This window comes from Paraburkholderia sp. SARCC-3016, from assembly GCF_031119615.1.
Taxonomy (GTDB): Bacteria; Pseudomonadota; Gammaproteobacteria; order Burkholderiales; family Burkholderiaceae; genus Paraburkholderia.
Genome location: NZ_JAVHZD010000014.1, coordinates 74,444 through 100,733, shown reverse-complemented (window position 1 = coordinate 100,733; position 26,290 = coordinate 74,444). Strand labels below are relative to the sequence as shown.

The 26,290-nt window shown below is 59.0% G+C and carries 33 protein-coding genes and 1 tRNA gene; 10 read left to right on the top strand and 24 right to left on the bottom strand.

Annotation, left to right across the window (positions count from 1 at the left end; all coding sequences use genetic code 11):
• Positions 1 to 108: 108 nt before the first annotated feature.
• From QYH69_RS15835 to QYH69_RS15815, 5 genes are all read right to left on the bottom strand, one after another.
• Positions 109 to 627 (bottom strand): phage protein NinX family protein, encoded by a 519-nt coding sequence (locus tag QYH69_RS15835; protein ID WP_308832806.1) that lies wholly within the window; start codon positions 625 to 627, stop codon positions 109 to 111.
• An 81-nt stretch (positions 628 to 708) separates the two neighbouring features.
• Entirely contained in the window at positions 709 to 3,096 is a 2,388-nt protein-coding gene (locus QYH69_RS15830) for a bifunctional (p)ppGpp synthetase/guanosine-3',5'-bis(diphosphate) 3'-pyrophosphohydrolase (protein WP_308832805.1), read from the bottom strand.
• Positions 3,097 to 3,214: 118 nt separating this feature from the next.
• On the bottom strand, positions 3,215 to 3,418 hold the full coding sequence (gene rpoZ / locus QYH69_RS15825) for a DNA-directed RNA polymerase subunit omega (RefSeq protein WP_006025620.1): 204 nt from the start codon (positions 3,416 to 3,418) through the stop codon (positions 3,215 to 3,217).
• Between the two features lie 61 nt (positions 3,419 to 3,479).
• Positions 3,480 to 4,163: a guanylate kinase gene (gene gmk, locus QYH69_RS15820; RefSeq protein WP_308832804.1), complete on the bottom strand. Its 684-nt coding sequence runs from the start codon at positions 4,161 to 4,163 to the stop codon at positions 3,480 to 3,482.
• A 91-nt stretch (positions 4,164 to 4,254) separates the two neighbouring features.
• Positions 4,255 to 5,178, bottom strand: coding sequence for a YicC/YloC family endoribonuclease (locus tag QYH69_RS15815; RefSeq protein ID WP_308832803.1), 924 nt, complete (start codon positions 5,176 to 5,178; stop codon positions 4,255 to 4,257).
• A 261-nt stretch (positions 5,179 to 5,439) separates the two neighbouring features.
• Between QYH69_RS15815 and rph the strand changes: the two genes are divergently transcribed.
• The 5 genes from rph (at position 5,440) to QYH69_RS15790 (ending at position 8,640) form a co-directional block, all read left to right on the top strand.
• Positions 5,440 to 6,180 (top strand): ribonuclease PH, encoded by a 741-nt coding sequence (gene rph / locus QYH69_RS15810; RefSeq protein WP_075157866.1) that lies wholly within the window; start codon positions 5,440 to 5,442, stop codon positions 6,178 to 6,180.
• A complete protein-coding gene (gene rdgB / locus QYH69_RS15805) occupies positions 6,173 to 6,823 on the top strand; it encodes an RdgB/HAM1 family non-canonical purine NTP pyrophosphatase (RefSeq protein ID WP_308832802.1) in 651 nt (216 codons plus the stop codon). The genes rph and rdgB overlap by 8 nt, the downstream gene beginning before the upstream one ends.
• Positions 6,820 to 8,040 (top strand): radical SAM family heme chaperone HemW, encoded by a 1,221-nt coding sequence (hemW, locus tag QYH69_RS15800; RefSeq protein ID WP_308832801.1) that lies wholly within the window; start codon positions 6,820 to 6,822, stop codon positions 8,038 to 8,040. Before rdgB ends, hemW begins: the two co-directional genes overlap by 4 nt.
• 52 nt (positions 8,041 to 8,092) lie before the next feature.
• Positions 8,093 to 8,182, top strand: a tRNA-Ser gene (locus QYH69_RS15795).
• 101 nt (positions 8,183 to 8,283) lie between these two features.
• Positions 8,284 to 8,640, top strand: coding sequence for a hypothetical protein (locus QYH69_RS15790; RefSeq protein WP_308832800.1), 357 nt, complete (start codon positions 8,284 to 8,286; stop codon positions 8,638 to 8,640).
• A 1,676-nt stretch (positions 8,641 to 10,316) separates the two neighbouring features.
• Here QYH69_RS15790 and QYH69_RS15785 read toward each other — a convergent pair.
• From QYH69_RS15785 to QYH69_RS15765, 5 genes are all read right to left on the bottom strand, one after another.
• Positions 10,317 to 10,784, bottom strand: a complete 468-nt coding sequence (locus QYH69_RS15785) for a hypothetical protein (protein WP_308832799.1) — start codon at positions 10,782 to 10,784, stop codon at positions 10,317 to 10,319.
• Between the two features lie 79 nt (positions 10,785 to 10,863).
• Positions 10,864 to 11,316: a hypothetical protein gene (locus tag QYH69_RS15780; RefSeq protein ID WP_308832798.1), complete on the bottom strand. Its 453-nt coding sequence runs from the start codon at positions 11,314 to 11,316 to the stop codon at positions 10,864 to 10,866.
• Positions 11,309 to 11,569 (bottom strand): hypothetical protein, encoded by a 261-nt coding sequence (locus QYH69_RS15775; RefSeq protein ID WP_308832797.1) that lies wholly within the window; start codon positions 11,567 to 11,569, stop codon positions 11,309 to 11,311. Before QYH69_RS15775 ends, QYH69_RS15780 begins: the two co-directional genes overlap by 8 nt.
• 2 nt (positions 11,570 to 11,571) lie before the next feature.
• Complete coding sequence (locus QYH69_RS15770; protein ID WP_308832796.1) at positions 11,572 to 11,970, bottom strand: hypothetical protein; 399 nt, start codon at positions 11,968 to 11,970, stop codon at positions 11,572 to 11,574.
• A gap of 52 nt (positions 11,971 to 12,022) precedes the next feature.
• Positions 12,023 to 12,424, bottom strand: a complete 402-nt coding sequence (locus QYH69_RS15765) for a hypothetical protein (protein WP_308832795.1) — start codon at positions 12,422 to 12,424, stop codon at positions 12,023 to 12,025.
• On the opposite strand from QYH69_RS15765, the gene QYH69_RS15760 reads away from it, so the two are divergent.
• Together QYH69_RS15760 and QYH69_RS15755 are read left to right on the top strand one after the other, a co-directional pair.
• Positions 12,417 to 12,725: an Arc family DNA-binding protein gene (locus tag QYH69_RS15760; protein WP_308832794.1), complete on the top strand. Its 309-nt coding sequence runs from the start codon at positions 12,417 to 12,419 to the stop codon at positions 12,723 to 12,725. The genes QYH69_RS15765 and QYH69_RS15760 overlap by 8 nt on opposite strands.
• Positions 12,726 to 12,753: 28 nt before the next feature.
• Complete coding sequence (locus QYH69_RS15755; RefSeq protein WP_308832793.1) at positions 12,754 to 13,185, top strand: hypothetical protein; 432 nt, start codon at positions 12,754 to 12,756, stop codon at positions 13,183 to 13,185.
• An 80-nt stretch (positions 13,186 to 13,265) separates the two neighbouring features.
• Here QYH69_RS15755 and QYH69_RS15750 read toward each other — a convergent pair whose 3' ends face one another.
• Positions 13,266 to 14,054 carry a hypothetical protein gene (locus QYH69_RS15750; protein ID WP_308832792.1) on the bottom strand — a complete coding sequence of 263 codons (789 nt, stop codon included), beginning with the start codon at positions 14,052 to 14,054 and terminating at the stop codon, positions 13,266 to 13,268.
• Between the two features lie 155 nt (positions 14,055 to 14,209).
• Between QYH69_RS15750 and QYH69_RS15745 the strand changes: the two genes are divergently transcribed.
• Positions 14,210 to 14,512 carry a DUF3892 domain-containing protein gene (locus QYH69_RS15745; protein ID WP_308832791.1) on the top strand — a complete coding sequence of 101 codons (303 nt, stop codon included), beginning with the start codon at positions 14,210 to 14,212 and terminating at the stop codon, positions 14,510 to 14,512.
• Between the two features lie 543 nt (positions 14,513 to 15,055).
• On the opposite strand, the gene QYH69_RS15740 is transcribed toward QYH69_RS15745, so the two are convergent.
• The 3 genes from QYH69_RS15740 to QYH69_RS15730 are packed head-to-tail and all read right to left on the bottom strand — an operon-like array spanning position 15,056 to position 17,131.
• Complete coding sequence (locus QYH69_RS15740; RefSeq protein ID WP_308832790.1) at positions 15,056 to 16,264, bottom strand: hypothetical protein; 1,209 nt, start codon at positions 16,262 to 16,264, stop codon at positions 15,056 to 15,058.
• On the bottom strand, positions 16,174 to 16,845 hold the full coding sequence (locus QYH69_RS15735; RefSeq protein WP_308832789.1) for a hypothetical protein: 672 nt from the start codon (positions 16,843 to 16,845) through the stop codon (positions 16,174 to 16,176). The genes QYH69_RS15740 and QYH69_RS15735 overlap by 91 nt, the downstream gene beginning before the upstream one ends.
• Positions 16,838 to 17,131, bottom strand: coding sequence for a transcriptional regulator (locus tag QYH69_RS15730; RefSeq protein ID WP_308832788.1), 294 nt, complete (start codon positions 17,129 to 17,131; stop codon positions 16,838 to 16,840). The genes QYH69_RS15735 and QYH69_RS15730 overlap by 8 nt, the downstream gene beginning before the upstream one ends.
• 447 nt (positions 17,132 to 17,578) lie before the next feature.
• On the opposite strand from QYH69_RS15730, the gene QYH69_RS15725 reads away from it, so the two are divergent.
• Complete coding sequence (locus QYH69_RS15725) at positions 17,579 to 18,376, top strand: hypothetical protein (protein ID WP_308832787.1); 798 nt, start codon at positions 17,579 to 17,581, stop codon at positions 18,374 to 18,376.
• 294 nt (positions 18,377 to 18,670) lie between these two features.
• Here the strand turns inward: QYH69_RS15725 and QYH69_RS15720 are convergent, their stop codons facing one another.
• From QYH69_RS15720 to QYH69_RS15675, 10 genes are all read right to left on the bottom strand, one after another.
• Complete coding sequence (locus tag QYH69_RS15720) at positions 18,671 to 19,372, bottom strand: hypothetical protein (RefSeq protein ID WP_308832786.1); 702 nt, start codon at positions 19,370 to 19,372, stop codon at positions 18,671 to 18,673.
• Positions 19,373 to 19,381: 9 nt separating this feature from the next.
• Positions 19,382 to 20,392, bottom strand: coding sequence for a hypothetical protein (locus QYH69_RS15715; RefSeq protein ID WP_308832785.1), 1,011 nt, complete (start codon positions 20,390 to 20,392; stop codon positions 19,382 to 19,384).
• Between the two features lie 289 nt (positions 20,393 to 20,681).
• On the bottom strand, positions 20,682 to 21,512 hold the full coding sequence (locus tag QYH69_RS15710; RefSeq protein ID WP_308832784.1) for a hypothetical protein: 831 nt from the start codon (positions 21,510 to 21,512) through the stop codon (positions 20,682 to 20,684).
• Between the two features lie 136 nt (positions 21,513 to 21,648).
• Positions 21,649 to 22,023 (bottom strand): hypothetical protein, encoded by a 375-nt coding sequence (locus tag QYH69_RS15705; RefSeq protein WP_308832783.1) that lies wholly within the window; start codon positions 22,021 to 22,023, stop codon positions 21,649 to 21,651.
• Positions 22,024 to 22,255: 232 nt separating this feature from the next.
• A complete protein-coding gene (locus tag QYH69_RS15700; protein WP_308832782.1) occupies positions 22,256 to 22,720 on the bottom strand; it encodes a hypothetical protein in 465 nt (154 codons plus the stop codon).
• A 3-nt stretch (positions 22,721 to 22,723) separates the two neighbouring features.
• Positions 22,724 to 23,053: a helix-turn-helix domain-containing protein gene (locus tag QYH69_RS15695; protein ID WP_308832781.1), complete on the bottom strand. Its 330-nt coding sequence runs from the start codon at positions 23,051 to 23,053 to the stop codon at positions 22,724 to 22,726.
• Between the two features lie 12 nt (positions 23,054 to 23,065).
• Positions 23,066 to 23,272 carry an AlpA family phage regulatory protein gene (locus QYH69_RS15690; protein ID WP_308832780.1) on the bottom strand — a complete coding sequence of 69 codons (207 nt, stop codon included), beginning with the start codon at positions 23,270 to 23,272 and terminating at the stop codon, positions 23,066 to 23,068.
• Positions 23,273 to 23,368: 96 nt separating this feature from the next.
• Positions 23,369 to 23,836 carry a hypothetical protein gene (locus QYH69_RS15685; protein ID WP_308832779.1) on the bottom strand — a complete coding sequence of 156 codons (468 nt, stop codon included), beginning with the start codon at positions 23,834 to 23,836 and terminating at the stop codon, positions 23,369 to 23,371.
• A 92-nt stretch (positions 23,837 to 23,928) separates the two neighbouring features.
• A complete protein-coding gene (locus QYH69_RS15680; protein WP_308832778.1) occupies positions 23,929 to 24,099 on the bottom strand; it encodes a hypothetical protein in 171 nt (56 codons plus the stop codon).
• A gap of 5 nt (positions 24,100 to 24,104) precedes the next feature.
• Positions 24,105 to 25,349 (bottom strand): integrase arm-type DNA-binding domain-containing protein, encoded by a 1,245-nt coding sequence (locus QYH69_RS15675; protein WP_308832777.1) that lies wholly within the window; start codon positions 25,347 to 25,349, stop codon positions 24,105 to 24,107.
• Between the two features lie 525 nt (positions 25,350 to 25,874).
• On the opposite strand from QYH69_RS15675, the gene QYH69_RS15670 reads away from it, so the two are divergent.
• Positions 25,875 to 26,264 (top strand): hypothetical protein, encoded by a 390-nt coding sequence (locus QYH69_RS15670; RefSeq protein ID WP_308832776.1) that lies wholly within the window; start codon positions 25,875 to 25,877, stop codon positions 26,262 to 26,264.
• The last annotated feature ends 26 nt before the right edge of the window (positions 26,265 to 26,290 follow it).

Sequence of the window (26,290 nt, the reverse complement as noted above, 5' to 3'; positions counted from 1 at the left end):
GCGCCATCTTTGAAGGGCCTTCCGTTTGTTCTGTCCGGAAGGCCCTTTGTTTTGGGGGCATCGTATCGCCACACGTGACACATGTGTCATCGTCACATGTCACATGTATCACATGCGCGGCACCGATTTGATATCGCCGATCCGTCCATCAGGCACCGGCGGATCCTCGACTGCGCTCATCGCCGTCTGCTCGCCGACCGGCTCCGCTCGCCCGCCGACCAGCGCCTGCGACTGCCGCAGCACATCGTCGACGGTGTCGCCGAAGCGATTCGCGACAAACGTCCGCAGCAACGCAATGCGCAGTGACTCGCCGCTTCCCTCGGCAGCGCGCTCGCCGCTGCCGCCGCCGACGCCATCGCGCGCTTCATCGAATTCGGCCACACAATGCACGGCGCCGTTGCGCAGGCGTTCCCTCACATCTATGCGCCGTGCGCGCTCGAGCACCACTGACGCAGCATCCCACGACGTCGATGGCGTGAAGCGGCCGTCCCACGGCCGCCCGCGATCGTTACCTCGAATCGAAACGGTGCGGCCACTGTCGGTGAAATGAATTTCGCGCACGAAGTCATGCAGACTGCGCGCGACCCAGTAGTCGAGCGCCACGCCGGTCAGGTCCGCTACCTTCATTGGGTTCCCTCCCGATAACACACATGCCCATCGAGACGCAGCAAGGCGCGCGCCCGGGCGCCGCATGCCTTTGTGTCCGGCTCAGTAATCGCCGCGCTCGCGATCGATCCGCATGCCGCCATCGTGGCGATGGTGGCCGCCGTCTTCGCTCGGCCGCTCGCGTGCGATGCGCATCACGTCGAGGTTGGTCCGCACGCGCCGCATCACATTCGCGAGATGCACGCGGTCGCTGACCTGAATGACGAAGCGCAGCACCGTCGATTCCTGCGACTGATCTTCGTCCATCGCGATATGGACGATGTTCGCATCGGCCGACGTAATGTCCGCCGCGACACGCGCGAACACGCCCTTGGTGTTCTTCACGAGCACTTTGACGGCGACGTCGAACAGGCGCCCCGGCTGCGGCGCCCACGCGACATCGATCCAGCGGCCCGGATCGCGCCGGTGGATGCGCTGGGCGACGCGGCAATCGGTAGTGTGAATCGCCATGCCGAGGCCGATGCCGATATAGCCCATGATGTTGTCGCCCGGAATCGGCCGGCAGCATGCGGAGAGCTGCACCGACATTCCTTCGGTACCCGTAATGACGACGGGCGGCGCATTCGGCGCCGTACCGTGCTCGCCACGCGAATGACCGTCTTCGTCGCCGTCGTGACCGCTCATCAGCACTTCGATGCGCTTGGCCATGACCGCGGCCACGCGCCGGCCCAACCCGATATCGGCGAAGATTTCCTGACGATTCTTGTTGCCGGTCCACTGCACGAGCTTTTCCCACGCATCGGGCGTAACGTCGGCAAGCGACAGCCCGTAGCCCTTCAGCGACTGATCGACGAGCCGCTCGCCCAGTTGCACGGACTCGTTCAACCGCATCGTCTTCAGATAGTGACGAATCGCGGTGCGCGCCTTGCCGGTACGCACGAAACCGAGCCATGCGGGATTCGGCTTCGAATACGGCGCCGTAATCACCTCGACGATGTCGCCGCTCTTCAATTCCGTGCGCAGCGGCAGCAGTTCGTTGTTGATCTTCACGGCGACGCACTGATTGCCGAGGTCGCTATGGATCGAATACGCAAAGTCGAGCGCGGTCGCACCACGCGGAAGCGCCATGATCTTCGACTTCGGCGTGAACACATAGACCGCATCCGGGAACAGATCGATCTTCACGTGCTCGAGGAATTCGCTCGAATCGCCGACTTCGCTCTGAATATCGAGCAGCGACTTCAACCACTGATGCGCGCGCTTCTGCACATCGTTGAGGTCCGCGCCGCCGTTCTTGTACAGCCAGTGCGCGGCGACGCCCGCCTCGGCGATCTCGTGCATCTTGCGCGTGCGCACCTGGAATTCGATCGGCGCACCGAACGGCCCGACGAGCGTGGTATGCAGCGACTGGTAGCCGTTGACCTTCGGAATCGCGATGTAGTCCTTGAACTTGCCCGGCACCGGCTTGTACAGGGCATGCAGCGCGCCGATGCACGTATAGCATTCGAGCGGGCTCTCGACGACCACGCGAAAACCGTATACGTCGAGCACCTGCGAGAACGACAGCTGCTTGTCGCGCATCTTCTTGTAGATGCTGAAGATGGTTTTCTCGCGGCCCGTCACTTCCGCGTCGAGCTTCGCATCGCAGAGCGCGCGCTGCACCGACTCGAGAATCTTGCCGACCACTTCGCGCCGGTTGCCGCGCGCGGCCTTCACCGCTTTTTCGAGCGTCGCGTAACGATGCGGATTGAAGTTCGCAAAGCTCAGGTCCTGCAGCTCGCGATACGTATTGTTCAAACCGAGCCGGTGCGCAATCGGCGCGTAGATATCGAGCGTTTCGCGTGCGACGCGCCGGCGTTTCTCGGGCGGCACCGCGCCGAGCGTGCGCATGTTGTGCAGCCGGTCCGCGAGCTTGACGAGGATCACGCGCACGTCGCGCGCCATCGCGAGCAGCATTTTGCGGAAGTTCTCCGCCTGCGCTTCCTCGCGATTGCGAAACTCCATCTTGTCCAGCTTCGACAACCCGTCGACGAGTTCCGCGACCTTCGCGCCGAAGCGTTCGGCGAGCTCGGCCTTGGTCACGCCCTGGTCTTCCATCACGTCATGCAGCAGCGCGGCCATGATGGACTGCGCGTCGAGCTTCCAGCCGGCGCAGATTTCCGCGACCGCAACCGGATGTGTGATGTAGGGTTCGCCGCTCTGACGGTATTGCCCGAGGTGAGCCTCGTCGCTGAAGTGGAACGCGGCCTTGACCGCCTTGATGTCTTCCGGCGACAGATACGCCGAAAGCGCGGCGGTCAGCTTGGCGATCGAGACGACGTCGTGCCGGCGCGGCTGCTCCGGCGTTGCGGTCGGCCCGAACAGATGGCGAAACGATTGTTCGAGGACCGCATCGATGTACTTGCGTGCGGACGAAGGCGTTTCGGTTTCTTGTCCATCATCCGCGTGGGATGCGACGTCCGACATGGAGGACGTGGGGTTCGTGCTCATGTCCGCCTCCTGACCGGGTTAATGGACGCCAACTGGACGCCAATCGAAATGGCGACGCGCCAATCCGCACGCGTGGGTTCAAGTTACATGACGTTCGACAGTGAATGAAGGTGCGCGCTTAAACCGGCACCTTCTTCAGCATTTCGACGCCGACCTGGCCAGCCGCGATTTCACGCAGCGCGACGACGGTGGGCTTGTCGCGGCTTTCGATCTTCGGCGTGTGGCCTTGCGCGAGCTGACGCGCGCGGTAGGTTGCGGCAAGCGCCAGCTCGAAACGATTCGGGATCTGTTTCAGACAGTCTTCGACGGTAATGCGGGCCATGGTGAAAATTCCTTCTCTGGTTGTTGCTTATTCTACCTTATGTGTTCGAACCGACGTCCGGTCAGCCCGAGTGCGGCAAGTGGATGCCGAGCTGCACGAAAAGGTCCGTATGCCGTGCGTACTGCGATGCGAACCGCAGCCGCGTTGCGGCGACGAGGCACTGCAGTTCGGCCAGCGCGCGATCGAAATTCTCGTTGATCACGACATATTCCGCTTCGGCCGCATGCGCCATCTCGCCGCCCGCCGCGAGCAGCCGCCGCGTGATGACGTTCGGCTCGTCCTGGCCGCGTTTCCTGAGACGCTCTTCGAGCGCTTCGAGCGACGGCGGCAGAATGAAAATCTCGACGGCGTTGTGAAACTGACGTTTCACCTGCTGCGCACCTTGCCAGTCGATTTCGAGCAGCACGTCGTGGCCGATCGTCATCTGCTCTTCGATCCAGAGCCGCGAGGTCGCGTAGTAGTTGCCGTGCACTTCGGCGCTCTCGAGAAACTCGCCCGCGGCATGGCGCGCGAGGAAATCCTCGACGCTCGTGAAATGGTAGTGCTCGCCGTCCTGCTCTTTCGGACGCGGCGCGCGCGTCGTGTACGAAATCGACAGACGGATCGCCGGATCGCGCGCGAGCAGCGCATTGACGAGCGTCGATTTGCCCGCGCCGGACGGTGCGACAACCATGAACAGGTTGCCCGGATACGCTCGCGCATAGGGACTGCGCGGTGCGCTGCTTTCGCGTGTGTGGTCGGTCATGCCCGTAGCTCCTGCTGCGTTAAGCCCACTTCTTTACCCGCTCTTCAAGCGCTTGTTCGATGTGTTTTCCGATCGGTGCGAGACCGACTGCCTATTCGAGATTCTGCACCTGCTCGCGCATCTGCTCGATCAGGAGCTTCAACGTCATCGACGAATCGGCGAGTTCCTTCGCCGCCGCCTTGGAACCGAGCGTATTCGCTTCGCGGTTCAGCTCCTGCATCATGAAGTCGAGCCGCTTGCCGACCTTGCCGCCTTTCTGGATCACATGCCGCGTCTCGTTCAGATGCGCAGTCAGGCGCGACAGCTCCTCGGCGATATCGATACGAATGCCGTACATCGTCACTTCCTGGCGAATCCGCTCGGCGATCTCCTCGCGTGACACGATCGTCGCCGCGGTATCGGGCGCCGCGACGCCGAGCGCTTCCTGCAGGCGCTCGACAATCTTCTGCTGATGCCTCGCGATCAGTTCCGGCACGAGCGGCGTGATCTTCGCCACGATCGCCTCCATTTCGGTGACGTTCGCGAGCAGCATCGTCGCAAGCTGCGCGCCTTCGCGTCCACGCACGTCGATGAGCTCGGTAATCGCCTGCCTGCCGCATTCGAGCACCGCGTCGCGCAGCACCTCGGGCGACACGCCGCTTTCGGCAAGCACGCCGGGCCAGCGCAGAATTTCACCGGTGCGCAGGCGGCCGGCTTGAGGAAATGCTTCGAGCACCGCGCGCTCCAGACTGGCCAGTTGATCGAGCGCATCGCGATTGAGTGCGCCCGCGTTTGCCGTCTGCTCGCTGCGCTGCAGATTGACGCGAATATCGACCTTGCCGCGCGAGAGCTTCGTCATCAGCATTTCGCGTAACGTCGGTTCGCAGACACGCACGTCTTCGGGCATCCGGAAGTTCAGATCGAGAAAGCGCGAATTCACCGTGCGCAACTCGACGGACACGCTGAGGCCGCCGTTTCCTGAAACCGCGGCGAGTTCGCGCGTGGCGCTCGCATAGCCAGTCATGCTGTAGATCATTGTTCGTCTCGCGAAGGGGGCGTGCCGCCGTGTGCACTGCCCGGGATGCCGGTCGCCCGGCGTGTACGAGACGCGGGGCGGGGAACGCGCATTATCCCATTTTTGGCGAAAGAGCCCGCTGGACGTGCCTCTGCGGCGAACCAGACGATCGGCGCTAGAATCGAAGCTTGCCGGGCGCCCTCCTTTCCCGGACACGCCCAGGCGCGCCCGAACAGGCCCGATCGCCCCCAACCCTTCCCGACCACGACCAACGCCACCACGATGAACGACACCACGACCCGCCCGAGCGGCCGCCGCGCCGATGAGCTACGCAAGGTGCGCATCACGCGCCACTACACGAAGCATGCCGAAGGCTCCGTCCTGATCGAATTCGGCGACACCAAGGTGATCTGCACCGCGAGCATCGCCGAGCAGGTGCCGGCGTTTCTGCGCGACCGCGGTCAGGGATGGCTGACCGCGGAATACGGCATGCTGCCTCGCGCGACGCATACGCGCAGCGACCGCGAAGCGGCGCGCGGCAAGCAAACGGGCCGCACGCAGGAAATCCAGCGCCTGATCGGCCGCGCGCTGCGCTCGGTATTCGATCTCGAACGGCTTGGCCCGCGCACGCTGCATATCGACTGCGACGTGATCCAGGCCGATGGCGGCACGCGCACGGCGAGCATCACGGGTGCGTTCGTCGCGGCCCACGATGCGGTGGCGAAGCTGCTCGCGACTGGCCGCATCGAGCAGTCGCCGATTACCGACTACGTCGCGGCGATCTCGGTCGGCGTGTTCGATGGCCTGCCCGTGCTCGATCTCGACTACGACGAAGACTCGCAGTGCGATACCGACATGAACGTCGTGATGACGGGCGACGGCGGCTTCGTCGAAATCCAGGGTACGGCGGAAGGCGAGCCGTTTTCGCGCGACGAGATGAACGCGCTGCTCGATCTCGCGCAAAGCGGTATCGAAGCGCTGATCGCGAAGCAGAAGGAAGTATTGGAGATTACCGGTGAATGATCGTCGGAAAGCCGAGGGCAGCGGCCATGTGGTAAAGCCGTCGCTCGGCAGGGTCGTGCTCGCATCGAACAATGCGGGCAAGCTGCGTGAATTCGCGGCGCTGCTCGATGCGGCCGGCATCGAACTGATCGCGCAGGGCACGCTCGGTGTGCCCGAAGCGGAAGAACCGCATCAGACGTTCGTCGAAAATGCACTCGCGAAGGCGCGCCATGCGGCGAAGTTGACCGGCCTGCCAGCGCTCGCCGACGACTCGGGCTTGTGCGTGCGTGCATTGCGTGGCGCGCCCGGCGTTTATTCGGCGCGCTATGCACAGCTCGCCGGCGGCGAAAAGAGCGACGCGGCGAACAATGCGCGCCTCGTCGCGCAGCTCGCCAATGTGGCGGACCGCCGCGCGTATTACTTCTGCGTGCTCGTGCTCGTGCGCGATGCCGACGATCCCGAGCCGCTGATCGCCGAAGGCCGCTGGCAAGGGCAAATCATCGACGCACCGCGCGGCGCGCACGGCTTCGGCTACGATCCGCACTTCTTCATTCCGGCGCTGAATGCGACGGCTGCCGAACTTCAACCGTCGGTGAAAAACGCGACGAGCCATCGCGCGGTTGCGTTGCAGCAGTTGCTTGCGCGGCTCGAGGAGGACGCGTGAGCGCGAGTGCAATATCGGCCGGCGGCCGCGTGATCCAGGCCTTCAACGCGCCGGGCAGCATCCGCCTGACGTCGCTGCCGCCGCTCGCGCTTTATGTGCACTTCCCGTGGTGCGTGCGCAAGTGTCCGTATTGCGACTTCAACTCGCACGAATGGAAAGGCGAGCGCTTTCCCGAGAGCGATTATCTCGACGCGCTGCGCGCCGACCTCGAACACGCGCTGCCGCTCGTCTGGGGCCGCCAGGTGCATACGGTGTTTATCGGCGGCGGCACGCCGAGCCTGCTGTCTGCGCCGGGGCTCGACCGGCTGCTGTCCGACGTGCGCGCGCTGCTGCCGCTCGACGCCGATGCGGAAATCACGCTCGAAGCAAACCCCGGCACGTTCGAAGCGGCGAAGTTCGCGCAGTTTCGCGCGAGCGGCGTGAATCGCCTGTCGGTCGGCATCCAGAGCTTCAACGAAACGCATCTGAAGGCGCTCGGCCGCATTCACGATGCGGCGCAGGCACGTCATGCCGTCGAGGTCGCCGCGCACACGTTCGACAATTTCAATCTCGACCTGATGTTCGCGCTGCCGCAGCAAACGCTCGCCGAATGCGAGACCGACATCGAAACGGCCTTGTCGTATGCGCCGCCGCATCTGTCGCTGTATCACCTGACGCTCGAACCGAACACGCTATTCGCGAAGTTTCCGCCACCGTTGCCCGACGACGATGCGTCCGCGGACATGCAGGACTGGATCCACGAACGCACGGCCGCCGCGGGCTACGAGCGCTACGAAGTATCGGCATATGCGAAGCCGCACCGGCAGAGCAAGCACAACCTGAACTACTGGCGTTTCGGCGACTATCTCGGCATCGGCGCGGGCGCGCATACGAAGCTGTCGTTCCCGAACCGGATCCTGCGGCAGATGCGCTACAAGCACCCGGCGACGTTCATCGAAGAAGCGAAAGCCGGCCACGCGGTACAAGAAGAACACGAAGTCGGGGCGCGCGACCTGCCGTTCGAATTCATGCTCAACGCGCTGCGGCTCGTCGAAGGCTTTCCGGTGCATCGCTTTATCGAGCGCACCGGCTTGCCGATGACGTCGATCGAACCCGCGCTGCAGGAAGCGGAGCGTCGCAAACTGATCACGCGCGACTATGAAAAGATCGCACCGACTCCGCTCGGTCAGGCGTTTCTGAATGATTTGCAAGCGTTGTTTCTCAAGGAATCGCAGTAGGCGAGCAATGTTCTGAGGCGGGCACGCCGTTTCAGGTTACAATTTCGGGCTCGGAGGGCTGGCAGAGCGGTTGAATGCACCGGTCTTGAAAACCGGCAAGGCTTTACGGCCTTCGTGGGTTCGAATCCCACGCCCTCCGCCAGGAAGACTTATCTTACAAGGCTTTCCGGCGATCTACGTAGACCTACCCTCCAAACGCCCCACCGAAAACCAAAGTCGTATTTCTGCCACGGGAGGCAGGCAATGCCGACATACACGACGACCGTCCGAGTCGTGCTGCACAAAGACGAAAATCGCAAACAACCTCATTCCCCCGATTCGGAAGAGTACGAGACGTTGCACGCTGAAATGTGGAAGCGCGGCTTTCGTCGCTACTACGAGACAGTAAAGGATGAGTTGCTGAAATTGCCGCCCGGCGAGTATGTGATTGACCAGAAGGGTGAAGATCGTGATGACGCCCGTGCCACGGCATATCGCAATTCCAAGCAGGCTGCCACCATCGCGACCTCTGCGAGCAGATTCAGTCTTTTGGTCAATTGCAGCGGCTCGCTGACCAGCCATCAACTCGAGAAGATCAGTGAAGATCCTGACGCAGATTGATGTCCATACAACTTTCGAAGTCATGCCCATCGCCGCGCTGCTCAGTAGGGCATCATTGCGCCAATACCGGAAAATCCTGTAATTAAAATCCCTGTCCCGCGGGACAAATACGGGACATCCGCAGGACAGTCACGACCTGTCACGCGGACAAGTTCGACTTGTCCGCATCGTGCGGACAGGTTCGGGACAGTCACCGCAAACCCATGGGCTTTCCACCGCTAACCCATGGGTAACCCGATGGGTTTCGAAGCCTCGCGAGGCTTCGCGAACGCTCGCGTCACGGTGCGTCACAACGCGCGTTGCATTGCGTTGCAAGCCGTTGCACACATCGGCTAGCGCGAACGATCCCAAATTCGGAACAGTTCCGCTTTCGGTACTGTTGCTAGTCCCAATTCCGGACAGGTGCCCCGATTTAGGACTGCTTCCGGTAACGCCCGCACTGCTATTTAACTGTGAGTTCACCGTTACTGAAGCGTTACCAAACCGTTCCTTAACCGTTACCGTACTGATATCAGCGTGATTTGCGAGCCTCTCAAAGAGGTTCGCACTGGTATCAGCGTGATATCGAGCCGGTATCAAAGGGTTGCGAAAAGGTTCAGCAAAGGGGGTATCGGTGCAGCACCCTACCGCGCACCATGCCGATGGGTTGGTGCAGCACCCAAGGGTGATCAGAGGGGGGTTTGACGCGGTCCGCGCCGGTGACCGCGTTGCCGAATCAGCAATTGCTGAAAGAGCAACCGTTGCTGATTCGGCAACCGTCATGCATCGGCACTTTTCCAAAGCCCGCATACGCGCAGCATGACCTTTGCATGGACTTGGGCGATCGGTTTTTGCGCGATTTTTGGGCCAAATTTTGCGAAATTTTTGGCGTTTTTGCGCCCGCGCCCTCTAAACCGCTTAAATCGAGAGGATTTTCAGGCTTCGCCAGTGGGTATTTTCAGCCGATGTTGCCCCCTACCCCTAGCAGCAGCTTAGAGGTTTGGAGCGGAGATTTCAGCACCCGATGGGTCGCGGATTTTTACATGGGGCCGTCCAACGACGCCGCAGCGCCTTTCTGTCCCTCCCACATGCCCTGTAGGCCAATCCGACTGCCAGCCTACCTAGACGCGGATTTGCACCGGCGCAGACATCGGCAACGCCTAGGGTTGAGCGGTATTCTCGACAGCAGCCCCACCTGAGGCTCATTGCTAACGCGGCCGGCACGGTCCGGTTAGCCAGAAAGCAGAAACCCCGAAAGTGCTTGGCAGGGGCTAGGGCTTGGCGGGCCAGGCAACTTGATTGGGTGATGGGAACAGAAGCCCAACAATCAAACTGCCAAACAAGCCCCTGCGAAACGCTCTCGGGGATATCTGGTGCGCCTGTTTTTTCACCTTGTCTAGTTGCCACACCAGACCGGCGCAGTATATCGGAGCAGGGAGAAAACAACAATATGGAGCAATAGAAAATCGACTGTGACACAACATGTTGTGGCGCATCATTGACGATAAATCTACCCACCTACGCTAGCAGCGCACCCAATGCGAACGCGAGAATTAGGAATCCGGTGGCCATCCAATGCGCAGTTGCTCCAGCGCGAATCCCGATGCCCCTCGAGGAAATAGCTGTGAGCCGCGCCGAACGATATTCCGATCGCCCCACCGGCAACAATGTGCAAAATGTTCACGGGTTCCTGCAGCTCAATAGGCATCATCGTTCGCTGCAACCTGTGACGCGAACTTTCGAAGTTGCCAGTCACGTATCTGCACCAGCGCGCTCGCCCATTCATTCGGCGAGAGATTGCGCCACGCTGCCTCCGGCTTCGGCCACACGCGCTTCACCCGAAACTGGTCGATGTCATGCCAAGCAGGGCTCGCCGGATTTGGCTGCACTGCTGGCGTGTAGAGCGCGACAAAAGCCGGCAGGTTTGCCATCTTTGCGAGCTGCCGGATGACGCCGGTCGGCTTCTCCTGGCCGATGTCCTGCGCAACTTCGACAAGCGCGAGAGGAAGCTTATTGTCGTAGCCATACTCGACAAACATCACGCTATCCAGATCGGCCATCGTCAGCGACTTCGCCCGACGATGGCCCAGGAAGCGTTCAATCGATCGCGGCCGGTGCCAGACACCATAGGCCCGGTCACGGATGAGGAATTGTTCTTCTTGCATAGGTGGATCGCCTTGCGGCTAGAACTCCCATGGCCTAATGAGAGGATTAATCGGCTGGCGTTGGCGTCGGAAGAAGTCGTCAGCCACACGCACCTCCAACGACCGACCGCATAAATTCCTTGAACCTTGTGTCGCGCTTTGCGGCCTGCTCCTTAAGATACGCGCGCGTTACCATGTCCAGGCCTCCAGGCGTTCCAAGGAAATCGAAGTTATCACGCCAACGCTTTTTCTCGATGGCGGCTCGTTGTTCATACGACAGGTACTTGTAGTGCCACCGCAAGCACCATCTGTCGCATTCCTCGAAGTCGCGACGTGGCCCCTTGACGCCCTTTGGGCGCCGACGAATCAGATAGAAGGAGAAGCGGCCAAACGTCCAGGTAGCTTTACGAAATCCGATAGGCCATTTCACGTCACTCTGAATGATTCCTTCGGATTCGATCTCCGCTCGAGTGCCGACGTATTCGCAGTAGCCGACCTGAAAATTCATGGTGATGCTAAGCTCGCCTGCGACTTTGGTTTCGACATTAGACATGCTTTATCTCCCCCGCTGCAGCGCGTTCCATCCGGCGCTGAATTTTCTGCAGTTCCTGTGCCGCTCGCACGGTTTGCAGAAGATGAAGCGCAAGTTGGTCGTTTGCTTGCTTGACTTCCTCGGGCGTCGGCCCGATTGCCTTACGAAAGTCAACGCCATCGATGATAAGTGCCATCGGGGCACCCTTGATCGGGCGCTCCCGACGCCGACCCTTCTGGCGCGGCTGCAGCGGCATGTCGAGGATTTCGGCCATGGTTAAGCACCTTTCCCCTGTTTCAGCTGCAACGTCGAATACGCTTCTCCGGAGATTTCAAGGGTTTCAGCGCAGATCGAAATGCTGTTGCTGATGGTGAACAGCAGACGGCCGATATCACCTTGAGTCTGGAAGTGGCCGCTATCGTCGTCGTTCATGACGAGGCACCCGATGCCCTCTACCATGTCCGCAAGTTGAGACATATCTTGCGACACGGGTCCCGACAACTCGCTGAGCCACTCGAGTTCGTGCGTCTCGAGCGCACGCAAGTCGACCTTATCGCTCAAGAAGCGCACAAGGCTGCTAACCCCGGCCTTGTAGCCGACCGTCTTAACTTCCTTGACAGGATGCGATTTCAGCCTATTGGTGGCGGCCTTATTAGCAGCTTTATCAATGGACATGTACATATAAGCCTCACACGAAATGTTGACGCGCCGACGTCCGGCGCAACGCCTACAGTACGCTTCGAGCAATTACCATTGTCACCGAACGGCGCGACGCTACGGGCTTCCGCAGCGCGCGGCGGCGAATGTGCCGCGGCGGCGCCTGCAAGCTGCGTCGGGCCTTGTCGTGCACATCCGACGAGCGTCCCGCGATCTCCTTCGCAATTCGAGACGCAAAACCATCGCAGAACTCGCGTGAGCGCTCTGCCGCGAGTTCGGGCTGGTCACATGCCTTGAGCAATCTGGCGAGTGCCTGATCGCGGTATTCGGCCATGCTCGCGTTCGGGCAGAGCAACCATCGGCGTGCGGCTTCGGCACCAGCGGCCACGCAGAATGAAACGACGTTTGTGGATGATTGCTCCATGGCAATACCTCTCGCGTTGAGTTGAACGGAAAACGGTTGGATGAACACATCATGGACCACCGTGGTCCCATTGTCAACACCACCGTGGTCCATCATAATTGCGCATATGACACGAGAAGATCCACAGATCAAGCTACGCTTGCCGGCAGAGCTGAAAGACGTCCTGACCGATGCGGCTCAGGAAAACGGCCGCTCGCTGAATGCGGAAGTCGTTAAGCGCCTTGAAGAAAGCGTCGAGGCCGGGCCGCACGGCCGCCCAGTCCAGGTCGATCCATACACGCTGGACCTGTTCGCCGAGAAGGTAGGTCAGGTCCTGGACGCACGCGACAAGCGCAGGAAAAAGCCCTAGAATTTGCGTGCCCCCGGCGAGAGCCGGCTTGAGTCTGTCGCGTTGGATGCGGCAGCCGCCCCAGCTCGGGGCGTTCGAAATAGCCCGCCTAGAGCGGGCTTTCGCACGTCTGGGGCTACGAAAGGGAGGTGAAAATGATCGAAAAGAAACGTCGTCTGTTCGACGAATTGAAGATGGTCTCGAGGAACTGGTTGCGGACCGCGAAGGAAAGGTAACTCTGCACAAGGAGATGCGAATCATCTTCTCGCCCGCCGAGTGCGACGACCTGACGTCGCACTTCCGCGCGCTTACCGATAAGATCCCGCTGCGGCCCATCCAGACTGAAGCGGACTATGATCACGCCGTGCGCACGCTGAACGCTTTGCTCGATGCCGGCGCCGCCGACGAATCGCATGAGCTGGCGGGCCTAGCTGCTGTGTTGGGTAGTTTGATCAGCGAATACGAAAATACCGCTAGATGATGGGCTAATGGCGGGACGTCGGGACCAACGCCGCGAAGACGCACGCAGCGCTTGATGAAACGGCGGAAGAATGCTCCGCCTCAATCATGCTCGCTCGACGACAAACCAGTGGACTTAACTAGGGCTTGCAATCTGCGCACATGCGTAAGGGCATTGGCTTTAATACCAATGACGGGTTCAGATGCAGCAAACGCCAACGAGAACAGTCTCAATACAAACATACCGGTTTCTATCGCGCACTTCGTTGCTGACATAGACGCAGGGCCCCACGGGTGGAGAAACTTCATTTCAATAATCGTTCCTCCATCAGGCGTCTCCTTGCTCGACATATTGGTGTAAAGCGCCTCGAAATTTGGGTGTGCGCCCATATCAATCGCCGACTGATGCAGATACGTTGCCCACTTCGCCTCGCTGGGGGAATCGACTGACAGCGCCTTGCAGAGCGACGAGAATTTGAACTCGCTATTCCATGTCCGCATCCTCTCCCTGTCCTGGCTGGGCTTGCTGTTCCATCGTGAAGCTTTGTTGGTATCAGAGCCAATGTACCAGCCGTACAAGGCAGACTCGACAGATGCGCGCGAAACTGGATATACCGCTAAACATTGCCCAGCTGCCACCATGCGAACCGCCGCTAAGAAATGGTTGTGGGCAGTCGCAAACAGCAGCAAACCCGTCGGATCGTCGACTTTTGTCATATTTTCAATAGCGTAGTTCGTACACCTATTCAAATCGATATTCACCGCCGTAAGTGCATGCTGCCAGTCTGGCTGATGCGCGAAGGTCGCATATTCGTTAAGAATCGCGGTCGCTTGAAAATGAGTGAGCGGATCGTCGCCCCATCCCACTGGTGGATGTAGATAACTAGCCATTGAACGCCTCTAGAATTAAGTCGGCTGTCAGGTAGTCAATCAGCATAATTCAGGTTACTTCTACTTGGCCTTGGCAAAACGGAAAGGTTTACCTATGATGATTGCGCCGCTCGACATTGATGAGTTGCATAAAGCATAAATTCACAGGGGACAAAATGAACGAGTACGAGGTTAATTGCGTCAACAAGCCCAACCGCAATAGCCCGCATGAGCACATCACTCATATCGGTCACACGGCGAACAACTGGCGCCTCACACGAGAAGAAGCCATAAAGAGAATCGACAATAAAGAGGCGGTCTTCTACACGATCGATAAGACGACGGGGAAACACGTATATATCGGCGTGTATCGTGAGCAAGGGCGTGCACCTTTTCTACGCACTCACGCCGACGGCAAGTGGAATGATAACCTGCTTGCCCAAGTGGAATGTGGTGCGAACTGCAAAGTGATAGCCTAGATCAAAAAATAACGAGAGAAAGCATGATCCCAGACATTGGCGTAATGATTGGCATGTATATCATCACCAAAATGGTCGTCCTTATCTTCGATAAGACGAAGAGCCTTGCACCTCGCATATTATCCGGCGTCACGATTATCGCTGCCCTGATCAGCATAGCGGATCTCTTTTCGAAGAGCGCTAGCATTCCAGTGCATTAGTCAAAAAGCCGCCCGGAGGCGGCCCAAACATATCATTACTGGTTTGATCAAAAGTCAGGGATGACCTGTGCGCAATGCCCTGGTGTCCATGTTGTACAAGCAACGCACCAGACCGGCCTCCCCCTTCCTTGAAACCAGAAATTCCTATTCACTTGGAGTCACATAAAATCTAGCAAAGCCAGGCATCAAGTCAGCGTAGAAGGTAGCATAACGTGCATCATCAGATTGAACGGTGCCCTGGTTCTCCCATACGGTTGGGTCTTGGGGCTCCGACCATGCATTGATTATCGTTTCATCGCTCGCGTCGGAAAACTGAACATAAATGGTTGTGGTCATAATTGCCTCAGATGGTATATCCCGTAACTGCAACCGCAACTGTTAGGACGCCGGACGCCACGGTAGCCGTGTAAAAGGCGGTTTGAGGGGTAGCGAGAAGCATCCCGTATGGCGCAATCTGAAGATTGCCGGTAGTCGCAGACCCCGCTACCTCTCTTCCACCAACTGTGCCTGTGGAATCCGCACTGATTGTCAGCTGAAGGGCCGACCCCGAATTGGAACCCTGCGCATTCAGCGTCCCCTCTATTTCTACTGCATCGGGCGGGAGATACCCAGACATGCTGAATGTGGTAGGCGTCGAAGTGGCTGTTGTCGTTCCGAAATTGCCGCCGCTATATGCTCTCTTTCTGCCGCGCTGGTACCCGGAGTTAAACACCTTGCTGGCGCCCATAGTCCATGCCGCAATTTTTCCAGATGCCGTATACCCAGACACAGGAGCGCTGCCGCTATAGGTCGTGGTGCCTGCCACAGTCGTCACGTTCGTTCCGAGCAGCGCCGCCGTGTTCGTCGTTGGGTTGTAGATGAGGTACAGCGCCCCAAATCCACCAGAGGTCGGGCCGGCCGCCAAGTCCCATCCGTTCGCTCCGGTCGCCGTGCTAACGATGGTCAGGTTGACGTTTTTTACCTGGTACGAAATCCCTGTGGTTGGGTCCGTGACGATGATTACATCGGCCGTGACCGTTAAGCTCGTGCTTGCCGTCGGCTGGCTGATCTTCAGGTTGACCGATTGGCCCGTGAGGCCGGGAATCTGACCTAGTGAGGCCGCCTGATTGCTTGCCGTAGCGGGGGCGATTTGCTGGGCGCCGCCGAGCGATTCGATGATGATCCACGCACCGTTTCCGCTGTTGACGCTGGACTGGACGAGGTACATCAATACGGCAACGCCGACAGGCAGTTCTCCGCCCTGCAGGGGTTGGAGGCCGAGACCGTAGATCGGCTTTGCGGTCAGGCCGTCAGGGGCGTATGTCGACGCGCCAGTGTTCGCGTGCGCGATGTTGACGCGCTGGACATAGCCGGTCGACGGGAGGGCGGAGAGAGGCGGGGTGTTGACCGCGGTGTAGGCATTTGCCACGCCAGTATCGGCTAGGATGACGGTCGCCTTCGTGGCGTTTCTGATTGCCGCGATCAGATTGGCTTCGAGCGTTGCAGTCGTGCCGTCATCAACCGAGTTCTGGCCGGATTGGTCAGCGATAAACTGCGCCAGCACCGCGGCCATTGCTGGGCGCCGCCGAGCGATTCGATGATGATCCACGCACCGTTTCCGCTGTTGACGCTGGACTGGACGAGGTACATCAATACGGCAACGCCGACAGGCAGTTCTCCGCCCTGCAGGGGTTGGAGGCCGAGACCGTAGATCGGCTTTGCGGTCAGGCCGTCAGGGGCGTATGTCGACGCGCCAGTGTTCGCGTGCGCGATGTTGACGCGCTGGACATAGCCGGTCGACGGGAGGGCGGAGAGAGGCGGGGTGTTGACCGCGGTGTAGGCATTTGCCACGCCAGTATCGGCTAGGATGACGGTCGCCTTCGTGGCGTTTCTGATTGCCGCGATCAGATTGGCTTCGAGCGTTGCAGTCGTGCCGTCATCAACCGAGTTCTGGCCGGATTGGTCAGCGATAAACTGCGCCAGCACCGCGGCCATAATCGAAGATTGGCGCCACACCTTGTTGAGTTTCGCGGACTGAGCGATGCCGGCGACGAAACCGCCTTGAAGCGTGCCCGTATCGGCCGCGTAATCAGCCTGGCTTTCGACGTTTGCAGACCCACCGACAGCGAAAGGAAGGAAGTCGTTATTAGCCATTCACGCCTCCAACCGGACGGTCGAAGCCGCCGTTCGGGTCATCAAACGCGATAATGTCGAATGCTTTGAGGATTGTGTTGCGAACGACGCCGACCTGGTAACGCTGCATGCCCAGCACGTCCTGCGGCGCTGGCAGCGATCCTTCGGCAATGCGTCGTCGGATCGTGGCGACAGAAACGCTGAGCAGGCCCGCCACGACGTGAAGATCGACGTGCGCCGAATCGGGCATCTCGTCGAAGTGTTTGAGCGCGGGATCGATACCAGCGCTCGATATTGCGGTTGTCATTGAAGCTCCACGCAACAGCGGGGCGCGGGCTGAGTGAGTCTGTGAGCGTGTGCTGTTGCTAGTGGTCTAAAGTCTCAGCTTGATACGCATATTTATGCTTTGTCTCTGGCAAACCTAAATGGTCTGCCAAGTAAATGTGGCGGGATTGTTGGCGGGTTGATAGACACCACTAAGTGCATCACCGCATGCAATAAGGAACTCTGGCGCTTGATTATCCGCCGAAGTTCGATGACGGCCGATTACGCAACAAGTGTCACAGACTACGAAAGCTATCTTAGGAAATTCCTAAGATGCGCCCGTAGGACTCCTCACCGCCGCAGGGGCATGGAGCACCATGCTAAATCCATAGTTACGTTGGGTACCAGACTGACGCCGAGAATAATGTGTTCAAATGTACATTGAGGGTCGAAAAATACTAAGCGTCTGCTAAACAGAGGGAGAACCGAAATGCGTATGGTCGACGCCTTTGCCTGGACAGTGCCCGCTTTTTTTCAGAACAATGTTGTAGATCACACGTGGGTCACTACCTACGACAATCAGCAGGATAGCTTTTCGAAAATTGATGACGTTGTCCACGCCGGAGAGCATTATTGGTACTGCTGGGGTGACTTCCACGTCACCGGGGGCACGCAAAAGCATCCACATGGGCTGCTTTTGCGGGTATCGATAGACCTATCGTTGGCGAAGTGCCTCGTGGCGCCGGATCTCGAGACAAAACCCAATCGCCCAGCGCAAGGCACGATCTTCGCATACGGCATTGACGGTGTGTGCCATCAGTTGGCCAATCAGGTCTTGTACTCATCGGAAACGAACGGTAGACCTCCGGCGATTGTCAAAACTGCGCGAGGTTTTCGATTTAGCCAATTTTTGTTCGGAAATTACGGTTTGCAGGCTGTTGCGTGGAAGCAACGCGCGGCGAAATGCGGTAGCGACGTTGGAGGAAGCAAAATGAGTGACGATGACGATGACTTCGCGGCACACCTTCGGGATGCCGTAACGGGTCCAGACCGGGCAGAAAAGATTGCGAAACTATTGGCCGCTCGGGAGCGCTTCCATTCGGTTACGCTCACGAAGAAGTTTGAACATCCTACTGCAGACGAATTGAATCGTATGTACAGCTCGTTCCTCCACGAAGCAGCCGACATACTAGGCAACGCTGATTTCGAGAAAGTCTTCGGCGAACCTGTGTCGGACGAAATGGCGATTGTCGACCCCGCAATATATGAACAGAGTTTGGGCCATTGAAGCGTTACCGACGATCGAGCCTGTAGCGGAGTTGTCTTCCGCCATAGTGCTAGCACAGTAGCGTGAGATCGACGGTCACCATTGTGTCGCCCATCATCCACCCGCCATATTTAGACTGCGGTCGGAAGTAACGACCGCAGTCTAAGACCGTGGAAACCGACTGGAAACTACCGGAAACTTTTCAGCATCGCCCGTGCGTCCCTAAGCAGATCCGCAAGTTGGCGATGCCTCTCGACCCACTGAGCACCGCGCATACCGTGCTTCACGGCGTTCTGCGACGCTGCAGCCTTGCCTTCATCGCTCGTCGGGCCTGTCGACCGCTCCCACGGCTTCCACCGTTTGATTTTCTCGGCCTGCGCCGTTCGTTGTTCCGGCGTCCATTGTCTGCGTGCCATTGTCGTTAGCTAATAGTTCGTTTGCTTTGATAGGAGTTTCTTCCTCGTGCGCGCGCGCGGGCGCAGCGCCCTGCGTCTCCGGTCCGTTATTGACCTGCTGTGGACCGCCGCCCGAGTTGTTCTGCTGCTTGATGAAGGAGACGGCTTTCGGGTTCTTCAGCTCGCCCAGCACGCGCAAAGTCTGCGTGCACTGTGCCTGTGCCTTCAATGCCATCCTCAGCAGCGTCTCGGCGCGCGTTAGATGTTCGGCGATGCACACTCCTGCAAGTTGCGCGCACTCGTTGTAGATTGAGTTCAGCGACATAGCCTGGGCAGTGAGCAGCGCCTCTGGCGTCGTCATATCCCCCTCGCAAACGTCCTTTACGCGCTTGTGAAACTCCTCGTACATCGGAACGATGTTCGGCTCTCCGTAAGCCTGCATCGACTTGGGTACAAAGCTCATTGCCGTGTGCGCTGACATGAACGAGGGGCGCGTCATCAAATCCGCTGTGACGGCACCGCGTTTCTTTGCCTTTTCGAGCGCCTTCGTCATTGTCGACGAATCAGCGCCTTCCTCGCTGGCGACTGTCTCATCGACCTGTTCGGTATGCTTCTCTTCCATTGCCGCCCCTTAGAGGTGAAGGCCAAAGCCGGTTGCGCTCACCGACTTCATCTGATCGGGAGCAGTCTGATCTACGGCCAGTGCAATGATGTCCGTGTACCACGGGCGCCCCCTGGTATCACCTTCATGCTCCGCGACAAGCACACGGTATAGGCCTTGCCAGGTCGTCGCTGCGGAAATCTGGACGTCTTTGAATTTGAGGCCCGTCTGATTGGTCGTCAGGGTGTTGATGTCGTCATGCGCGACCTGGATCAATCCGCCGATGACGATATTCGGGTTGAGCAGGCATCGCACCGATACGCCCCCCTGGTCTGCCCTTGGCGTTCCGATAAGGCCGGTTGTCGAACTGAGCACAACGGCCTCACCGGGCCTGTAGCCTGTGACGGGGACCAGTGTTAGATTGCCGTGCTGTGTCGACCAGCGAAACCCGTTCTTTGTCGACCACTCAGCCATGTGCGTGCGCGCCATACCCATCAACACCTTGCCCCGTGAAAGTGCCACCGGGGGAATGGTTCCAACGAAGTGGTCGAAGTCCGCAGACTTGCCAACGCCATTTTGTGCGAACTGGCCAGTCAGATAGTCCATCACGTCTTTCGCCGTCGACCCGGCCGCTAGCGCGTGATTACAGGTGGTGAAGTTGTACGCCTGATCGCCGTCAGCCGCCCAGATCCGCAAATACTTGTCAGTGTTCTTCTCTTTACCGCGCTCGATCCACTTGATGTTCCCTGTGAAAATCTGCCCATAGCTAGCACCTTCATAACCGGCTTGAAGAAGCACGTTCGTGAATTCTCCGCCGATCCGGTTCATCGTATCGTCGCTAAGGTTGTAGATCGTCACGACCATCGTGTTCGGCGTCTCGTGGTCCAATTGATGCACCTTGAACGTCACGCGGAACTGGGACAGATCCAGGCCAGCACCGTTGTTATCCAGCACGCGGAAAGAGCATTTCCGACCGAACAGTTTTCCACCCATCTGCACGGGGCCGCCCAGGTTGGCAGGCACCTCAAATTGATTCGCCATTCAAAATTCTCCAAAGTTTTGGTTGCCGGCCGCGGCGCTTCCTCGGCCCGCCGGCTGTCGGGGTTTTTCGGAGGAGCGGCACTCGCCGACTAATCCGCCTGGACATTCGCTATCCCTTTCCTGTGGCAAGTCGTTCGCGCACGATGCGAAGGATCTTGCTCACGTCAATGTGTATCGCCGGCTTGCTGTCCACGGTGCGTGCCTGGCTGGGCGCGCATTTCTTACACTTCGGCGCGCCCGGCCGCCTCGAGCATCCGCATGGCCGCGTGTCTGTCGTGTAGGCCATTTCTCAGGCCTCCCCGAACGCGGCTTCGTGGTCTTCGGCCAGCGCTGCGCCGAAGTCTCGCCATCGCTTAATGTCTGCATCAGTCGGGACCATTCCAGAGAACTCGATTTGCATTGCCTGCTCTGCTCGAAGCGTCGCCGGCACATCAGAGAACCGGCCTGCGTCGAGCTGGGCGGATAAACTCATGAACTCCGCTTTGGTGGCCTCGAGGCGCTCCACCAGCGTTTCGGCGTGCGCGCGCTTCACGGCCATCACGGAAAGCCTCTGTTGAGTCTCTGCGGCCTTGTCTGCGGCCTCGGCTGCTTCCTGCTCCGCGTCTAGCTGGGCAAGCGCTGCTTCAGCCGTGGCAAGTCGGGTCTCACTGTCCGTCAGCGCTGCCCGGTCAATCAGGCGATTCGCGGCCACGGTTCCGCCCGCTTTGAATGCCTCAGCCAGGTTCGCACCGGATTCCCGAATCTCTGCCTCGTGTGCAACGGTCAGCGCTGCATGCTCGGCCTTGCGTGCGCCGTGGAATGCTTTGGCACGCTCGACGGCATAGCGGACGTTTGCGAGCCGTTTGGTGGCATCCTGGCGGGCTTCGTTAGCATCTCGCAATGCATCGCGCTCTTTCCCGGGTTCGATGTCGGGAAGGGGCGTCGAGATCGCCACAATGTGTGGCACTGCAACTGGCACAGCGACAGGAAGCACAGTGTCCATGCGCTCGCTTCGAAGGCCCGGCAATTTGCCGTCCGCGAGCATGATCGACATGAAGGCATCGCACGCCGCGCTCGTGAGGCCTGTGTGATAGACCTTGCCAGTCCCGTCCACGATTTGGAAAGTAGTCGGTTCCTGCATGGTTAGACCGCCATTAAAGAGAGTTGCAGGTTCGGCAGTTTCCAGGTCGTCTCCAATAGCTGGACCAGATCCCAGGCGATTGCGTGCGAAACGTTCTGAACTACTACCGTGCCATTGCTGGTGATTTGCCAAAGGTTCATTTGCTGCTCCAAAAGAGTCGTTTAATAAGGCGCTTGAAAAGTGAGTGCCTGATGCGTTCGGCGCCTTCCAGACGCACGGCACTGTCTACGTCGATTACGATTTGCGGAAGCTCGCCGACGATTGGATTGGGTGACATAGCCATCGACCCGATAACGCGCACGCGGTCACCGTGGCGAAGCGTGAGTACGTCCGCATAGGCGGGGCTGCGGACACGTGTGAGCAGCCGTACGCTGATTTCGCTACCCCTGGAGTCCTGCGCGATCAACTTCGCCCGCAGCGTTCGTTGCAGGGGGCTTCGTTGGTGCGGGTCATTCCGCATCACGCCCTCGATCGCTGCCCACATGCTGGCGTTGGTCTGTGTGTCGCTCATTCCTGCACCCCTTCGCATCGCCCTTTAATCCCGCTATGGGTTGGTAGTATTAAAGGTGTACAGAAAATGGACGCGAGGCGGTAATCAGCCGAATTAGGGCTTCGGCCTTTACTGGAAAGACTTTGAGAAGATTTATCGAGTACAGAATCTGTACGCGAGAAAGGGTATCGAGTCCATTTTCTGGACAGGTCGAGTCCAGAATCTGTACATGTCGAGTCCAGATTCTGTCGGGTCATTTTGTTTTTCTGGCCTTCGACGTTGCCTCGCTGGCCGCCCATTCCTTCAGGGCTCGCTCCGCATCTGCCACTGATTGAAAGGCCAGGAAATCGCATGTCGCCTTGCATGCACTTACGCCCAGCTTCGCGTGCTCGTAAGTCGGCACATCCGTGAATCGGAACAAGCTGCATGAGCCGTGTGTAGGGCCGCCCATGCCCTGTCGCGTCTTCGCGATGAAGCCCAGCGCCACCAGCTCGCCGGCAGCCTTCAGAATCGTTGTGCGCGAACTCCAGCCCCTGTGCGTTAAGGTGCCAAGTGCAGCGTTGATATCGCCGTTGTTCGTCGATCGAAGACTGGCTCGCATGTCCATGTACAGCGCGCGCGCCGTGAAGCTCAGAGCGCGCCATGCTGGCGAATTCAGTACGTCGAGCCGCACTCGAACATGCGCTACTCCGGTCCAGTTTTTGTCTTCTCTTGCCATACATCACGCGGCCTCCATCATGTCGATGAGGTCGTATTCGCGATCGACCAAGGTATAGCGCGCGACGTTGGCATGAGAGAAGCCGTCAGAATCGACCGCCGTTACTCGATGCGAGACGATCAGATAACCGAGCCTCAGAAGCTCCTGGATGCGCTGTGCGGGATGACTGATGCCTTTGGCGCGCAGACTGTAGGTTGTCTGGCCGTCAGCTTTGAGATATTCGAGCACGCGCTTGCATTGCGCGGCGGCCGACATGTCTCTATCATTGACCTTGGTGGTCTTGGGGGTCGCGCTCTTGCCGGAGTCGCGGCCCTTGTTGTTTCGGGTGGTCATACGCTCCGCTCCTTATACCTTGCGAGCGGCGGCGCACGTCGCGATATACGCGTCGAGTTCGTGTTCGAGAAAGATCGTGGTGCTCGGACCAATCTTTACAGGCTTCGGAAAGTCGGCTTGGTTCTTGGTTTTCAGCCACAGAGTGGACAGGCCGATGCCGAGTTTCTCGGCGGCCTTTGCGGGACGCAGCCCGCGGAGGGATGCTTGAACTGCTGACATTTAAACCTCGTCTAATCAGGTTTCGCCGCGTTTGTTACGGCTTGTCAGCAGGTTAGGTTTTCAGCGTTGGCAAACCTAAAGGGCTTGCCAGAAACTTCAGTCGATAACTTTGCGGATAGTGCTCACCGCTTCAGGCGGCAAGCCAAGTCGACGCGCAATGACCTTCGCCTTATGGCTCTTCGATTTGCCCGATAGGTCTTGTCCGTCAGCAATCTCTTGCCACTTGGCCTTGTCTTCGGAGTGGTATTTGGTCGCGACCGCCGTAGCTTTCTTTTGGTTTTCCCGTTGCTGATCGAGAGTCCTCTTACCTTTGTCGCCGAGCTTCGCGCGCTCCTCGAGGGCAAGCCTGTCCTTGCGACGAGCATGCTCAGAAAGCAAGTCAGCTTCGAGTGAATTGAGGCCTCCAACACCGCGCCAGCGTGCCGCAGTCTGCGTTTGCGCATCAACTACATCCGCTATCAGTTTCGAGTCTTTCACCAGCGGCGCGACTTGGTCTTTGACTCGATCCCAGAACTCTTTATTTCGTGCGTTGATGTCGTCCGGGATTGGTTTTCTCTTGGTCATTGCGCCCTCACGCAACAGCCCTCATTCTGGAACCGCGCCAGCCGGCGAGGGAGCCGGTTTTCGGGGATCAGCCTAGGCGCGGTTTGATCGATTCAGTCCGTATCGCAGTCGTCCAGCGGACCAAGACGCTTTATAGCCTCCTGTACCGCCGCATGCGCTTCCTGGACATCGGCGTCAAAGGCATATCGGGATTGTGCCCGATAGAGAAATATCAAGGCCGCGCCGAGGTGCAAGCGCAAGCGTTCGATTTGTAGTTGGTTCATTGCAATTAGGCCTGCCTCTGAAGTGGCAAGACATTGTCAGTTTTGTATGGCCGTGAGATGAACTGCGCCCAATCTTCCATAATCTGCCGGCGGCGCTCGAGCACATCGCTACGCCAATACGCCATTTCGCTCGCATCGCCGGGTACATGCGACAACGCTACCTCGATCAATTCGCGCGGATGATTTGTTATGTCGCTTGCCCAGTCGCGAAAAGTCGAGCGCATCCCGTGCGGCGTCGCGGCGGCGCCGAGCCGGCGGACGACCATCAGAAGCGTCATGTCGCTTAACACCTTGCCGCGCGGGCTCGGGAAGACGAGGCAGTCCTCCGAGCTTTCCCAGTCTATGTGCGGCAATGCGAGCAACAGATCAATGGCGGCCTTGGGAAGCGGTACGCGATGCTCCTTTTTCAATTTCATGCGCCCAGGCGGAACGATCCAAACGCCAGTCCTGATGTCGAATTCCGACTTACGCGCGCCGCGGGATTCACCTGAACGTGCCACTGACAGGATGGTGAATTCCAGACACTTCGCGCCAGTAGCATCGATCGCGCGCAGCTCGGTCATGAAATCGCCCATTTCCTGATAAGGGAGGGCAGGATGGTGCCGCACCTGTTTGATCTTCGACGGTTTGGCGAGCAGATGATCGAGATTGCCTCGCCAAAGGGCAGGATTCTCTCCGGATCGATACCCCATCACGCGCGCCCAATCGAGCACGTTCTCGATGCGTCCGCGCAACCTAGATGCAGTCTCAGTTTTCGACGTCCAAATAGGTTTGAGTACCTGGAGTACGTGATCTCGAGTGATATGCCGGACAAACATCTTCCCGATCACAGGCTCGGCGTACTGAGCCAGCGTGTTTTTCCACTGATCGCCGTGCTTCGCGTTTTTCCAGCCTTCGGAGTGATCGTCGATGAACCGCTTGGCGGCATCAGCGAAAGTGATTTCTGAAGCCTGCGCGACGCGTAGAGCGCTCTCTGCGGCCCGCCGCTCAATCACTGGATCAACACCTCTGCGCACCTTATCGCGCTCGGCCTGCGCCTTTGCGTGAGCATCCTTGAGAGGGACAGCCGGATATGAGCCGAGGCCAATCTCGCGTCGATGCGTTCCCACCGTCACGCGCAAGATCCACGATCTCGATCCTTTATCGGAAACCTGCAGATATAACCCAGGTATCTTGCCGACTGCGTGCATGCCGGGCTCTTTCAGCCTCGACACCGCCAACGCGCCCAGCTCCTTTGCAATCTTCGGCATTTGAACCCACCAATTTACCCGCCAAAAGCGGTTCGATTGGAGGGTACCTGGCTAGGTAGAGTTAGACAAGATATTTCTTCAATCCCTTGTTGGTAAAGGTACACAGCTTATCTATCCGAATCCACACAAATCTAATTATGGCGGACACGCCCTCCGCCACTGCGCATGCAAGAGCCCGTACAGTCATCGACTTACGGGCTTTGTCTTTTCCGGCCCGTCATCGGGCGCATAAAACGCAGGGGGACGTCCCAGTCATTCGGATTGCAGAACGAATCCCCAAGCCGGTTGTTCCCACCGAGAATTTCTGCGCACTACAGCGTCTCGATACGACCTCTTGAGATAGCCGCGGTTACGCACGGCAAGACAGGCGATACGTAGCGCCCGCCGCGCGAATTCATGACGCGGCGCTCGGCCCGCACACGCGAGCGGCGCTGCGTGCGCCCAAGCAGCATCGGCGAAGCGCCGATACAATTGAGACAACCCTTCCTTGCATCGCCTTTCCCAATCCGGAGGAAGGAGGCTGTAATGCTCAAAACTGCTCTCGTTGCCGGAGCGGCGGCTGCGCTTCTCGCAGGCTGCGTCGCCGCTCCCGGCTATTACTACGGCTATCCGTACGGCCCGTACGACGCGTATGCCCCCGGTTACGCCTATGGTTACCCATATGCCTATCCCTACGCGTATGGCCCCGGTTACTACCCTTACGCGTACCCCTATTTCGGTAGCTTCAGTATCGGTTTCTGGGGCGGAGGGTGTTGCTACTACGGACACGGCTACTATCGCCACGGCGGCTACTGGCACGGACACGGCGGCGGCTGGCACGGCGGGGGCGGCGGATGGCATGGCGGTGGCGGCTGGCACGGCGGCGGGGGCAGTGGCTGGCACGGCGGGGGCGGGGGCGGGGGCGGACGTCATTAGCGCATCGCCTCGCAACAGCCTCGCAG

Bases quoted from the DNA above. Each gene is read 5' to 3' on its own strand.
- QYH69_RS15835 (WP_308832806.1), bottom strand. From the start codon at position 627: ATGAAGGTAGCGGACCTGACCGGCGTGGCGCTCGACTACTGGGTCGCG.
- QYH69_RS15830 (WP_308832805.1), bottom strand. From the start codon at position 3,096: ATGAGCACGAACCCCACGTCCTCCATGTCGGACGTCGCATCCCACGCG.
- rpoZ (WP_006025620.1), bottom strand. From the start codon at position 3,418: ATGGCCCGCATTACCGTCGAAGACTGTCTGAAACAGATCCCGAATCGT.
- gmk (WP_308832804.1), bottom strand. From the start codon at position 4,163: ATGACCGACCACACACGCGAAAGCAGCGCACCGCGCAGTCCCTATGCG.
- QYH69_RS15815 (WP_308832803.1), bottom strand. From the start codon at position 5,178: ATGATCTACAGCATGACTGGCTATGCGAGCGCCACGCGCGAACTCGCC.
- rph (WP_075157866.1), top strand. From the start codon at position 5,440: ATGAACGACACCACGACCCGCCCGAGCGGCCGCCGCGCCGATGAGCTA.
- QYH69_RS15790 (WP_308832800.1), top strand. From the start codon at position 8,284: ATGCCGACATACACGACGACCGTCCGAGTCGTGCTGCACAAAGACGAA.
- QYH69_RS15785 (WP_308832799.1), bottom strand. From the start codon at position 10,784: ATGCAAGAAGAACAATTCCTCATCCGTGACCGGGCCTATGGTGTCTGG.
- QYH69_RS15780 (WP_308832798.1), bottom strand. From the start codon at position 11,316: ATGTCTAATGTCGAAACCAAAGTCGCAGGCGAGCTTAGCATCACCATG.
- QYH69_RS15775 (WP_308832797.1), bottom strand. From the start codon at position 11,569: ATGGCCGAAATCCTCGACATGCCGCTGCAGCCGCGCCAGAAGGGTCGG.
- QYH69_RS15770 (WP_308832796.1), bottom strand. From the start codon at position 11,970: ATGTCCATTGATAAAGCTGCTAATAAGGCCGCCACCAATAGGCTGAAA.
- QYH69_RS15760 (WP_308832794.1), top strand. From the start codon at position 12,417: ATGAACACATCATGGACCACCGTGGTCCCATTGTCAACACCACCGTGG.
- QYH69_RS15750 (WP_308832792.1), bottom strand. From the start codon at position 14,054: ATGGCTAGTTATCTACATCCACCAGTGGGATGGGGCGACGATCCGCTC.
- QYH69_RS15745 (WP_308832791.1), top strand. From the start codon at position 14,210: ATGAACGAGTACGAGGTTAATTGCGTCAACAAGCCCAACCGCAATAGC.
- QYH69_RS15740 (WP_308832790.1), bottom strand. From the start codon at position 16,264: ATGGCCGCGGTGCTGGCGCAGTTTATCGCTGACCAATCCGGCCAGAAC.
- QYH69_RS15735 (WP_308832789.1), bottom strand. From the start codon at position 16,845: ATGGCTAATAACGACTTCCTTCCTTTCGCTGTCGGTGGGTCTGCAAAC.
- QYH69_RS15730 (WP_308832788.1), bottom strand. From the start codon at position 17,131: ATGACAACCGCAATATCGAGCGCTGGTATCGATCCCGCGCTCAAACAC.
- QYH69_RS15725 (WP_308832787.1), top strand. From the start codon at position 17,579: ATGCGTATGGTCGACGCCTTTGCCTGGACAGTGCCCGCTTTTTTTCAG.
- QYH69_RS15720 (WP_308832786.1), bottom strand. From the start codon at position 19,372: ATGGAAGAGAAGCATACCGAACAGGTCGATGAGACAGTCGCCAGCGAG.
- QYH69_RS15715 (WP_308832785.1), bottom strand. From the start codon at position 20,392: ATGGCGAATCAATTTGAGGTGCCTGCCAACCTGGGCGGCCCCGTGCAG.
- QYH69_RS15710 (WP_308832784.1), bottom strand. From the start codon at position 21,512: ATGCAGGAACCGACTACTTTCCAAATCGTGGACGGGACTGGCAAGGTC.
- QYH69_RS15705 (WP_308832783.1), bottom strand. From the start codon at position 22,023: ATGAGCGACACACAGACCAACGCCAGCATGTGGGCAGCGATCGAGGGC.
- QYH69_RS15700 (WP_308832782.1), bottom strand. From the start codon at position 22,720: ATGGCAAGAGAAGACAAAAACTGGACCGGAGTAGCGCATGTTCGAGTG.
- QYH69_RS15695 (WP_308832781.1), bottom strand. From the start codon at position 23,053: ATGACCACCCGAAACAACAAGGGCCGCGACTCCGGCAAGAGCGCGACC.
- QYH69_RS15690 (WP_308832780.1), bottom strand. From the start codon at position 23,272: ATGTCAGCAGTTCAAGCATCCCTCCGCGGGCTGCGTCCCGCAAAGGCC.
- QYH69_RS15685 (WP_308832779.1), bottom strand. From the start codon at position 23,836: ATGACCAAGAGAAAACCAATCCCGGACGACATCAACGCACGAAATAAA.
- QYH69_RS15680 (WP_308832778.1), bottom strand. From the start codon at position 24,099: ATGAACCAACTACAAATCGAACGCTTGCGCTTGCACCTCGGCGCGGCC.
- QYH69_RS15675 (WP_308832777.1), bottom strand. From the start codon at position 25,349: ATGCCGAAGATTGCAAAGGAGCTGGGCGCGTTGGCGGTGTCGAGGCTG.
- QYH69_RS15670 (WP_308832776.1), top strand. From the start codon at position 25,875: ATGCTCAAAACTGCTCTCGTTGCCGGAGCGGCGGCTGCGCTTCTCGCA.